9 protein-coding genes are annotated in these 10,805 nt (G+C 62.2%); all 9 read right to left on the bottom strand.

Features of this window, described 5'->3' with window-relative positions; all coding sequences use genetic code 11:
- Nucleotides 1–305: 305 nt before the first annotated feature.
- Nucleotides 306–743, bottom strand: coding sequence for a D-aminoacyl-tRNA deacylase (gene dtd / locus ATI14_RS08995; protein ID WP_016973149.1), 438 nt, complete (start codon nt 741–743; stop codon nt 306–308).
- On the bottom strand, nt 740–1,711 hold the full coding sequence (gene pip, locus ATI14_RS08990) for a prolyl aminopeptidase (RefSeq protein ID WP_016973150.1): 972 nt from the start codon (nt 1,709–1,711) through the stop codon (nt 740–742). The genes dtd and pip overlap by 4 nt, the downstream gene beginning before the upstream one ends.
- A gap of 103 nt (nt 1,712–1,814) precedes the next feature.
- Nucleotides 1,815–2,744, bottom strand: a complete 930-nt coding sequence (locus ATI14_RS08985) for an alpha/beta hydrolase (RefSeq protein ID WP_016973151.1) — start codon at nt 2,742–2,744, stop codon at nt 1,815–1,817.
- A gap of 137 nt (nt 2,745–2,881) precedes the next feature.
- Complete coding sequence (locus ATI14_RS08980) at nt 2,882–3,817, bottom strand: choline ABC transporter substrate-binding protein (RefSeq protein WP_016973152.1); 936 nt, start codon at nt 3,815–3,817, stop codon at nt 2,882–2,884.
- A gap of 217 nt (nt 3,818–4,034) precedes the next feature.
- A complete protein-coding gene (gene hutG, locus ATI14_RS08975) occupies nt 4,035–4,835 on the bottom strand; it encodes an N-formylglutamate deformylase (protein WP_017254355.1) in 801 nt (266 codons plus the stop codon).
- Nucleotides 4,836–4,846: 11 nt separating this feature from the next.
- Nucleotides 4,847–6,052: an imidazolonepropionase gene (hutI, locus tag ATI14_RS08970; protein WP_016972284.1), complete on the bottom strand. Its 1,206-nt coding sequence runs from the start codon at nt 6,050–6,052 to the stop codon at nt 4,847–4,849.
- A gap of 15 nt (nt 6,053–6,067) precedes the next feature.
- Entirely contained in the window at nt 6,068–7,477 is a 1,410-nt protein-coding gene (locus ATI14_RS08965; protein ID WP_016972283.1) for an amino acid permease, read from the bottom strand.
- Nucleotides 7,478–7,623: 146 nt separating this feature from the next.
- Nucleotides 7,624–9,162, bottom strand: a complete 1,539-nt coding sequence (gene hutH / locus ATI14_RS08960) for a histidine ammonia-lyase (RefSeq protein ID WP_016972282.1) — start codon at nt 9,160–9,162, stop codon at nt 7,624–7,626.
- 31 nt (nt 9,163–9,193) lie between these two features.
- On the bottom strand, nt 9,194–10,717 hold the full coding sequence (locus ATI14_RS08955) for an HAL/PAL/TAL family ammonia-lyase (protein ID WP_031320060.1): 1,524 nt from the start codon (nt 10,715–10,717) through the stop codon (nt 9,194–9,196).
- Nucleotides 10,718–10,805 lie beyond the last annotated feature (88 nt).

Here is a 10,805-nt window from a genome sequence, read left to right as displayed (position 1 = left end):
GGCAGACAATTTTGGTGCATTACTGGGACTAACAATCACGAGCAACCCTCGCCGAAAACAGATCAAAAAACCAACGGCCAGCTATCTATATGCCAGGTTGGCGAGCATTGTTCCGACTCCCCTGGGTCAAAATGATTCCCCAAAGTGCGCCGGACAAGTCTCTACCTAAGTCAAAAATGGACCAAACGACGCTGATCCCCATAGCGCGCGATTATCTAGTAGCCCGCGAAACAACGCATCAGGGGCAGCGAAGTATTTGTAGCGAAACCCTGCGTTTTTAGGCATTAAAGTCGTTTTTAATACATTCATGTCTGTAAGAGGAATGTCACAGGGCCATCATTGACCAAATGCACCTGCATATCAGCGCCAAAACGCCCTGATGCCACCTTGTCATGCAATTGTTGCGCTTGTAACAGCAAGTGATCAAAAAGTGCCGCTCCCAGGGCCGGAGGCGCCGCCGTGGAGAAGCTTGGGCGCAGCCCGCTTTTGGTATCCGCCGCCAGGGTGAACTGCGACACCAGCAGCAAACCGCCGCCGATGTCCTTCAAGGACAGGTTCATCTTGCCCTCGTCGTCGCTGAACACCCGATAGTTAAGCAGCTTGTGCAGCAGTTTGTCGGCGCTCTCGGGCGTGTCCGAGGGTTCGACGGCCACCAGCACCAGCAAACCCTGGTCGATGGCCCCGACCACTTGGCCTTCCACTTCTACCCGGGCGCCTCGCACCCGTTGCAACAGGCCCTTCATGCTTCTTCTGGCGGCAGATCAAGCAGGCGCCGTGCCATCTCGCCGGTCGCACGTACCAAGGCATCGGTAATGCCCGGCTCGGACGCGGCATGGCCGGCTTCGCGAATCACTTGCAGCTCGCTGTTGGGCCACGCCTGATGCAGCTCCCAGGCATTGTCCAGCGTGCAGATCATATCGTAGCGGCCATGGATGATTACGCCAGGCAGATGGGCGATCTTGTGCATGTCGCGAATCAGCTGGTTGGGCTCCAGGAAGGAGTCATTGGTGAAGTAATGGCATTCGATACGGGCGATGGACAACGCACGCTGCGGTTCGGAAAACCGCTCGACATGCTGCGGGCTCGGGCACAGGCCGAGCATGCGCCCTTCCCAGCCGGACCAGGCTTTGGCCGCGTGCATCTGGGCGATCTGGTCGTTGCCGGTCAGGCGCTTGTGGTAGGCCGCGATCATGTCATGGCGCTCATCCACAGGAATCGGCGCGAGGTAATCCTGCCAGTAATCCGGGAACAGACGGCTCGCGCCCTCTTGGTAGAACCAGTGAATATCCTGCGGGCGGGCCAGGAAAATGCCGCGCACGATCAGGCCAAGCACACGCTCGGGGTGGGTTTGCGCATAGGCCAGAGAGAGGGTCGAGCCCCAGGAACCGCCAAACAGCACCCATTTGTCGATGCCAAGGTGTTCGCGGATACGCTCAAGGTCAGCGACCAGGTCCCAGGTGGTGTTGTTCTCAAGGCTGGCGCGAGGGGTTGAACGCCCGCAGCCGCGCTGATCAAAAGTTACGATTCGGTACAGGTTCGGGTCGAAATAGCAGCGGCTCTGGGCATCGCATCCGGAGCCGGGGCCACCGTGGATGAAGACGACAGGCAAGCCTTCGGGTGAGCCACTTTCATCGACGTACAGCGTGTGGGTGTCATCGACTGCCAGATCGTGCCGGGCGTAGGGTTTGATCTGCGGGTACCAAGTCTGCATTGCGCGCTCCGTAGGGTGTCGGGTTCATCCCTGAGGGGACGTCTATTATTCTGCCGTCTGGCATCATAAACCCGAATTGTGCAATGAGCATGTCCTTGAGCGCTTAGACCTGTGTCAGCCCTTCGCTCCCCAGGTAATGCAGCAGATAGTCGTACAACTGATCCACCTCCCGCACCTGGCCGCGCGCGCGCAAACAGCCGTGCACCAAACCTTTGCCCGGATACAAAACGGCTTCAGCACCCGCCGCGCGCAGGCGCTCGGCATAGAGCATGCCGTCGTCACGCAGCGGGTCGAATTGCGCCACGGCGATCAGCGCCTTGGGCAACCCGGCAAAACTCTGCGCCAGCAGCGGCATTGCGTAGGCTGATGGTTGGCGGGTACCGCGCAGGTACAACGCCAGGTAGCAGTCGGTGTCGGCGGTGCTGAGCAGCGGCGCGTCCATGCAATCGCGACGCGACGGCAAATCGGCAGGGCCGCCGAGGCCCGGGTAAATCAATACCTGGGCTCGGGGCAGCGGTTGCCCGTCATCGCGCAGGCCAAGGCACAATGCTGCCGCCAGGTTGCCGCCAGCGCTGTCACCCATTACGGCCAAACGCTGCAGGTTGATGGCGTGCGGCCCCTCTCCCTGCTGGATCGCCCTCCAGACGGCGCGGCAATCGTCGTAAGCCGCCGGGAATGGAAACTCAGGCGCCAGGCGGTAATCGATGGCGATCACCAACACTTGCAACGCCGTGGCCAATTCGAAACAGATGAAATCGTGGGAGTCCAGGCCGCCGACTGCCCAACCGCCACCGTGCATATACAGGACACATGGCCAGCCACCCGCCGGAGTGTGCACCTCGGGCAAGTAACTGCGCACGCCGACGCCGCCCAAGGCAAAATCCGAGACTTGCAGCCCCTCAGGCTTCGGCGGGGTGAAGGCCTGGCACATGCGGTCGTAGTTCTGACGCAGGCCGGTCAGGGAGGTATCGTCGCTGGTGAAGGCTTCGGTTTTGGCGATGAAGGCAGCAAGCTGTGGAGAAACCGGATACATGCGCAAATATCCCTTTCAATGGAGATCGACTGTGGGAGCTGGCTTGCCTGCGATGGCAATCTGTCAGTTGATGCATCTTTGGCCGATAGACCGCTATCGCAGGCAAGCCAGCTCCCACATTTGGATTCACATCAGGCTCAGGGTTGGAGACTGGCCAGCACTGTCGCCACGCCATCACTGCCGTCAAACGCGGTAACCCCCGCCAGCCAGCGCTGCAAATCCTCTGGATGATCACGCAACCATTGTTTCGCCACATCCTGCGGGGACTTACGGTCCATGATCGGCACCATCAACTGGCTTTCCTGGGCGGCGGTGAAGGTGAGGTTTTCCAGCAGGCGATTGGCGTTCGGGCAGCGCTCGGCGAAATCCGGTGCGGTGACGGTGGACACCGTCGCGCGGCCTTCGTCGGGGCCGAACACGTCTTCACTGCCGGTGAGGTAAGCCATCTTCATGTTGATGTTCATCGGGTGCGGGGTCCAGCCGACGAACACCACGAACTCCTTGCGGTTCACCGCACGTTGCACCGCCGCCAACATGCCGGCTTCACCGGAAGCCACCAGCTTGAAGCCGCCGAGGCCAAAGCGGTTGGTGTCGATCATTTTCTGGATATCGGTGTTGGCGCCGCTGCCGGGTTCGATGCCGTAGATCTTGCCGCCCAGCTTGTCTTTGAAACGAGCGATGTCGGCGAAGGTTTTCAGGCCCGCGTCCGCCACGTACTGCGGCACCGCGAGGGTGGCCTGGGCGTCGGCCAGGCTCGGCTTGTCGAAGACCTTGACCTGTTTGGCGGCGAGGAACGGCGCGATGTTGTTGTCCATGGCCGGTTTCCAGTAGCCGAGGAAGATGTCCAGGCGCTTGTCGCGAATGCCGGCGAAGATAATCTGCTGCACGGCGCTGGTCTGCTTGCTGTCGTAGCCGAGGCCATTGAGCAACACGTCGGCCATGCCGGACGTGGCGATGACGTCGGTCCAGCTGACCACGCCCATGCGAATGCTTTTGCAGGAGGCCGGTTCGGCGGCCATGGCGTTGGCGCTGATCAGCGCAATGCAGGTGAGGGTCAACAACAGTTTTTTCATGGATGAGGGCTCACTCGGCAGTTTTTATTGTGGGGAGTGGCGTCTGACGCGCCGTATTCACAACCTTACCGAGCGGGAATCGGGTTAACACGAACTGTGGCGACGGGCAGTTGCACTGGGGCGACTGTGCGGGCCTCATCGCAGGCAAGCCAGCTCCCACACTTTTGATTTATGAATACCGTCAAAGGTGGGAGCTGGCTTGCCTGCGATAGCGATCTCAGCCGTAACGCTTGCGCCCCCAGGCCAACAACCCTTCCAGCAATTGCTTCAACACCACCCGCGTCGGTTCTGCCAGGTCCGGCCGATACCGGAACGGCTCAACCTCTTCCATATACGTGCTCTGGCACAACTCCAACTGCACCGCATGAATATCCTGCGCCGGGTCGCCGTAATGGCGGGTGATATGCCCGCCCTTGAAGCGCCCGTTGAGCACATGGGTGTACTGCGGGTGCCGGGCGCAGATGGCTTCCAATTGGCTGGCCAGTTCCGGGTCGCAGGCGGCGCCGTTGAAGGTGCCAAGGTTGAAGTCCGGCAACTTGCCTTCAAACAGGTGCGGGATCACCGAGCGGATCGAGTGCGCGTCAAACAGCAGTGCGTAGCCGAACTCGGCTTTCAGGCGCGCCAGCTCTTCCTGCAGCACGCGGTGGTAAGGGCCCCAGACCTTTTGCAGGTAAATCGCGCGCTCTTCCTCGGACGGCACCTGGCTTTCACGGAACAAGGGCACACCGTCGAACAGTGTCGCCGGGTACAGCCCGGTGGTGGCGCCTGCATACAAGGGCTTGTCGTCCGACGGCCGGTTCAGGTCGATCACAAACCGCGAATACTCGGCGGCCAGGGTGCTGGCGCCGAGTTCTTCGGCAAAGTCATACAGCGCGGGGATGTGCCAGTCGGTGTCCGGCAGGCTTTGCGCCTCGGGGATCAACCCGGCTTCGACCGCAGGCGTCAGGCGCAGGCCGGCGTGGGGCATGCTGATCAGCAGCGGCACGCGGCCTTGTTTGAACGTCAGAACCTTATCCACAACAACACTCCTCAGACGGTGACATCGACGCCGTGGCGCACGACGCGTTTATCCAGCTCGCCACCCAGCCAGTAGGCCAGGTCGGCGGGGCGATCAATCTGCCAGGCGACAAAATCGGCGACCTTGCCCGCTTCCAGCGAACCATGGGTATCGCCCATGCCCAGCGCGGTAGCGGCGTGTTGCGTAGCGCCGGCCAGGGCTTCTTCCGGGGTCATGCGGAACAGGGTGCAAGCCATGTTCAGCATCAGGCGTACCGACAACGCCGGCGAGGTGCCGGGGTTGAGGTCGCTGGCGATGGCGATTTTCACGCCGTGTTTGCGCAGCGCCTCCATCGGCGGCAACTGGGTTTCACGCAGGAAGTAGAACGCGCCCGGCAGCAACACCGCGACAGTGCCGGAGGCGGCCATGGCGATGGCGTCCTCTTCGGTCATGAATTCCAGGTGATCCGCCGACAGCGCGTGGTAGCGCGCGGCGAGGCTGGAACCGTGCAGCGACGACAGCTGTTCGGCGTGCAACTTCACCGGCAGGCCAAGAGACTGCGCGACGTTGAACACGCGCTCCACCTGCTCGGTGGAAAATGCCAGGTATTCACAGAAGGCATCCACCGCATCCACCAGCCCTTCCGCCGCCAGGGCGGGCAGCATGTCGGTACAGATGTGCTCGATGTAGTCGTCGGCGCGATCCTTGTACTCCGGCGGCAACGCGTGGGCCGCCAGGCACGTGGCGCGCACGCTGACCGGCAGCGCTTCGCCGAGGCGACGCGCGACTCGCAGCATCTTGCGTTCGTTGGCCAGATCCAGGCCGTAGCCGGACTTGATCTCCACCGTGGTCACGCCGTCACGCAGCAAGCTGCGCAGGCGCTTTTGGGCACTGTCGAACAGCTCATCTTCGGTAGCCGCACGGGTGGCGCGCACGGTGCTGGCAATACCGCCCCCTTTGGCAGCGATTTCGGCGTAGCTCACGCCTTCCAGGCGCTGCTCGAATTCGCCGCTGCGATTGCCGCCGAACACCGTGTGGGTGTGGCAGTCGATCAGCCCGGGGGTGACCCACGCGCCTTGCAGGTCGTGAACCTGCGCATAGTCACCCGGCGGCAGGTCGGCCTGGGGGCCGATCCACTCGATGAGCGAACCTGCGGTGACCATGGCGGCGTTCTCGATGATCGAGTATTTGCCGCTTGCCATGGTTGCGACGTGGCAGTGTTGCCAAAGCGTTTTCATCAACGCCTCCCTAAGTTATCGATGAGACAAAGCCGGGTCGTAATGGACTTTGGCCGCTTGCCCGGCAGCAGGTTTGACCCACAGCAGATAGGCGATGACCAGCAATACGATCCACACGGCACCGACCAGCAAGGCCGCCTGGGTGTCCGGGAAATAACCCAGCACGCCAAACACGAACAGCATGAACACAATGGCCGCCGCCGGCGCATAGGGCCAGAACGGCACCGGGAATTTCAGTTCGGCCACCTGCTCTTTGGTCATGGAGCGGCGCATGGCGACCTGGGTAAACAAAATCATCAGCCACACCCACACGGTGGCGAAGGTGGCGATCGAGGCGATCAGCAGGAACACGTTTTCCGGGATCAGGTAGTTGAGCACCACGCCGCCGAGCAACGCTGCGCCCATCACCACCACGGTCATCCATGGCACGCCGTGTTTCGACAGCTGCGCAAACCCCTTGGGCGCCTGCCCTTGCTGGGCCAGGCCGTACATCATGCGGCCGGCGCCGAAGATGTCGCTGTTGATGGCCGATACCGCCGCCGAGATCACCACGATATTGAGGATGGTCGCCGCCGAGCCGATGCCCAGGTTGCTGAAGATCTGCACGAATGGACTGCCCTGGCTGCCGATCTGCGGCCATGGGTAGATGGCCATCAGCACAAACAGGGTCAGCACGTAGAACAACAGGATACGCAGCGGCACGGCGTTGATCGCCTTGGGGATCACGCGTTGCGGGTCTTTGGCTTCACCGGCGGTGATGCCGATGATTTCGATGCCGCCGAAGGCAAACATCACCACCGCGAACGAGGCGATCAGGCCGCCGACGCCGTTGGGCAGGAAGCCGCCGTGGGCCCACAGGTTGCTGATACCGCTGGCCTGGGTCTCGCCCGCCGAGTGAATGCCGAACAGCATGATGCCGAAGCCACCGAGGATCATCGCGACGATGGCGCCCACCTTGAGCAGCGACAGCCAGAACTCCATTTCGCCAAACACTTTGACGTTGCACAGGTTCAGGCCGCCGATCAAAAACACGATGCCGAGCACCCAGACCCAGCGGGCGACTTCGGGAAACCAGAAGCCCATGTAGATGCCAAACGCCGTCACGTCGGCCAGGCAGACAATGATCATTTCAAACGCGTAGGTCCAGCCGAGGATAAAACCGGCCATGGGGCCCAGGTAGGTGCTGGCGTACTGGCCGAAAGAGCCGGCCACCGGGTTGTGCACAGCCATCTCGCCCAGGGCGCGCATCACCATGAACACGGCGGCGCCGCCGATCAGGTAGGCCAGCAGCACGGCGGGGCCGGCCATCTGGATGGCCGAGGCGGAGCCATAAAACAGCCCGGTGCCGATCGCGGAACCGAGTGCCATGAAGCGAATATGTCGGGCGCTTAGCCCGCGTTTCAAACCCTTTTCTTGCGTGTGCATTTCTCTTCCCTAATTATTTTTATCCCGAGAAACTCAGTACTGTGGGAGCTGGCTTGCCTGCGATAGCTATCTGTCAGTTGATACATCTTTAACTGATACACCGCTATCGCAGGCAAGCCAGCTCCCACACTGGATCTGCGTCAGTCTTAAAGGCTTGGCAGCAACTTGGCCGGCACCAACTCATTCAGGCAGCGGCTGGCGAGCAGTTCGCTGGCGGCGTTGATGTCGGGGGCAAAGAAACGGTCTTTCTCATAGAACGCCACTTTGTCACGCAAGATGCCGCGCGCCTTTTCCAGCTTGGTCGAAGTTTTCAGGCCGTCGCGCAGGTCCAGGCCCTGGCACGCCGCCAGCCACTCGACCGCCAGCACGCCACGGGTGTTTTCAGCCATTTCCCACAGGCGCTTGCCTGCGGCCGGGGCCATGGAAACGTGGTCTTCCTGGTTGGCCGACGTCGGCAGGCTGTCCACGCTGTGTGGGTGGGCCAGTGCCTTGTTCTCGCTGGCGAGCGCGGCAGCGGTCACCTGGGCGATCATGAAACCGGAGTTCACCCCGCCATTGCCCACCAGAAACGGCGGCAGTTGCGACATATGCTTGTCCATCATCAACGAGATACGGCGCTCGCTGAGGGAACCGATTTCCGCGATGGCCAGGGCCATGTTGTCGGCAGCCATGGCCACCGGCTCAGCGTGGAAGTTGCCCCCGGAGATCACGTCGCCTTCGGCGGCAAACACCAGCGGGTTATCCGACACGGCGTTGGCTTCCACCACCAGCACTTCAGCGGCCTGGCGGAACTGGGTCAGGCAGGCGCCCATGACCTGTGGCTGGCAACGCAGGGAATACGGGTCTTGCACCTTGTCGCAGTTCTGGTGCGACTGGGACACCTGGCTGCTTTCGCCGAGCAGGTCACGGTAGGCTGCTGCCGCATCGATCTGCCCACGCTGGCCGCGCGCAGCATGAATGCGAGCGTCGAACGGCGAGCGCGAACCCAGCACCGCTTCCACGGTGAGTGCGCCGCACGCCAGGGCGCCGGCGAACAGGTCTTCGCCTTCGAACAGGCCACGCAATGCGTAAGCGGTGGACACCTGGGTGCCGTTGAGCAGCGCCAGGCCTTCCTTGGCGGCGAGGGTCAGCGGCGTGAGCCCGGCGATTTTCAGTGCTTCGGTGGCTTGCAGCCATTGCCCCTTGTAGCGCGCCTTGCCTTCGCCCAGCAGCACCAGGGACATGTGCGCCAAGGGCGCCAGGTCACCGGAGGCACCGACCGAACCTTTCAGAGGAATGTGTGGGTACACCTCAGCGTTGATCAGTGCGATCAGCGCGTCGATCACCTGGCGGCGGATCCCGGAGAACCCGCGGCTGAGGCTGTTGACCTTGAGCACCATGACCAGCCGCACCAGCGCGTCGCTGATCGGCTCACCGACGCCGGCGGCGTGGGACAGCACCAGGGAACGCTGGAGGTTTTCCAGGTCTTCACTGGCAATGCGGGTCGAGGCCAGCAGGCCGAAACCGGTGTTGATGCCGTAGGCGGTGCGGTTCTCGGCGAGAATCTGCTCCACGCAGGCCACACTGGCGTCGATCTGCGCCGTGGCGCTGTCATCCAGACTGAGGGTTACCGGCTGCTGGTAGATGGCCCGCAGTTGGGCGAGGCTCAGTTGGCCTGGAATCAAATTTAGCGCAGTCACATTCATGCTCCTTTGAATTGTTCTTTTGAAAAAGTAGTCAGTGCAAATGGGGGATTGTCTGGCATAGCAAAGCGGTGTCTTTGAGCAACGCGGCGGTGGTCGCGATGTCCGGCGCCAACCAGCGATCCTGCTCGTAGGCCGGGACTTTTTCACGCAGCAAACGCCAGGCGCTGTCGGTGCCTGCGCCGAAGCGCTGGTCCTTGAGAAATTCGAACGCCTGGGCCGCCAACAGGTACTCGATGGCAAGGATTTGGCTCACGTTGCCCAACAGTTGGTGCAGCTTGAGCGCGGAGTTGGTGCCCATGCTCAGGTGGTCTTCCTGCAGGCCCGAGGTGACGAAGTTGTCGAGCACCGCCGGTTGTGCCAGCTGGCGGTTTTGCCCACACAGCGAGGCGGCGACGTACTGCACGATCATCATCCCGGAGTTGACCCCCGGGTTGCTGACCAGGAACGCCGGCAAGCCGCTGACGTGCGGGTTGATCAGCCGATCCAGGCGGCGTTCGGCGACGGAACCGATTTCGGCCATGGCAATCGCCAGCATGTCCGCCGCCAGTGCTACCGACTGGCCGTGCGGGTTGGCCTGGGACACCACGCGGTAGTGGTCCGGCGTGCCGAGGACCAGCGGGTTGTCGGTGGCGCTGTTGAGTTCGGTCTCGATCTGGCGGGTGGCGTGCTCCACTTGATCACGCGCGGCGCCGTGAATCTGCGGGATCGAACGGATGCTCAAGGCGTCCTGGGTGCGGATGCCTTTGCTGCTGGCGATCACCTCGCTGCCGTCGAGCAAGGCGCGCAGGTTGATGCCCACTTGCTGCATGCCAGGGTGTGGCTTGAGCGCGATGATTTCTTCATCGAAGGCATCGATCTGCCCGCGCAGGGCTTCAAAGCTCATTGCGCCGATCACGTCGGCCCATTGCAGCAGATGGTGAGCGTCGGCGAGCGCCAGGCAGCTCAGGCCGGTCATGCATGGCGTGCCGTTGACCAGGCAAAGGCCGTCCTTGGCGCCGAGGACGACAGGCTGCAGACCTTCAGCGCTCAGGGCCTGTTGCGCCGCAACGATCTGGCCTTTGTAGCTCACATTGCCGACCCCCAACAGTGCCACGCCGACGTGGGCCATGTGGGTCAGGTAACCCACCGAACCCTGAGACGGAACCTGCGGTGTGATGCCGTGGTTGAGCAGCGCCAGCAGCGAATGCACCACCTGCGGGTGCAGGCCGGATTTGCCGTGGCTGTAGTTGATGATGGCGGCGCAGATGATCGCGCGGGTTTGTTCATCGCTGAGCACCGGGCCGACGCCGCAGGCATGGCTCAGCAGCGTGTTGCGCGACAGTTGGCTGAGTTGCTCGCCCTTGAGCGACACGTTGCACAGCGCGCCGAGGCCGGTGTTCACGCCATAGGCGCGTTCGCCGCTGGTGACGATGCGTTGCACGATGGCCTGGGCATTGTCGATGCGCGCCCAGGCCTGGCCCGAGAGTTCGAGCACGGCGCCGTGACGGGCGACGGCGACCACGTCCTGCCAGCGCAACGGGGCGTCGGCGATGATGATTTTTGCTGCCTGGGACATCTTCATACCTTCTTCAATTCTTGTGCAGCTTCACTGGCCTCATCGCAGGCAAGCCAGCTCCCACATTTTGAACTGTGAATACTTTCAA

This window comes from Pseudomonas tolaasii NCPPB 2192 (genome assembly GCF_002813445.1).
In the GTDB taxonomy this organism is placed as follows: domain Bacteria; phylum Pseudomonadota; class Gammaproteobacteria; order Pseudomonadales; family Pseudomonadaceae; genus Aquipseudomonas; species Aquipseudomonas tolaasii.
This window is presented reverse-complemented; position numbering and strand designations above follow the sequence as displayed.

Coding starts and splice junctions, on each gene's coding strand:
- dtd (WP_016973149.1), bottom strand. CDS start 743: ATGAAGGGCCTGTTGCAACGGGTGCGAGGCGCCCGGGTAGAAGTGGAA.
- pip (WP_016973150.1), bottom strand. CDS start 1,711: ATGCAGACTTGGTACCCGCAGATCAAACCCTACGCCCGGCACGATCTG.
- ATI14_RS08985 (WP_016973151.1), bottom strand. CDS start 2,744: ATGTATCCGGTTTCTCCACAGCTTGCTGCCTTCATCGCCAAAACCGAA.
- ATI14_RS08980 (WP_016973152.1), bottom strand. CDS start 3,817: ATGAAAAAACTGTTGTTGACCCTCACCTGCATTGCGCTGATCAGCGCC.
- hutI (WP_016972284.1), bottom strand. CDS start 6,052: ATGAAAACGCTTTGGCAACACTGCCACGTCGCAACCATGGCAAGCGGC.
- ATI14_RS08965 (WP_016972283.1), bottom strand. CDS start 7,477: ATGCACACGCAAGAAAAGGGTTTGAAACGCGGGCTAAGCGCCCGACAT.
- hutH (WP_016972282.1), bottom strand. CDS start 9,162: ATGAATGTGACTGCGCTAAATTTGATTCCAGGCCAACTGAGCCTCGCC.
- ATI14_RS08955 (WP_031320060.1), bottom strand. CDS start 10,717: ATGTCCCAGGCAGCAAAAATCATCATCGCCGACGCCCCGTTGCGCTGG.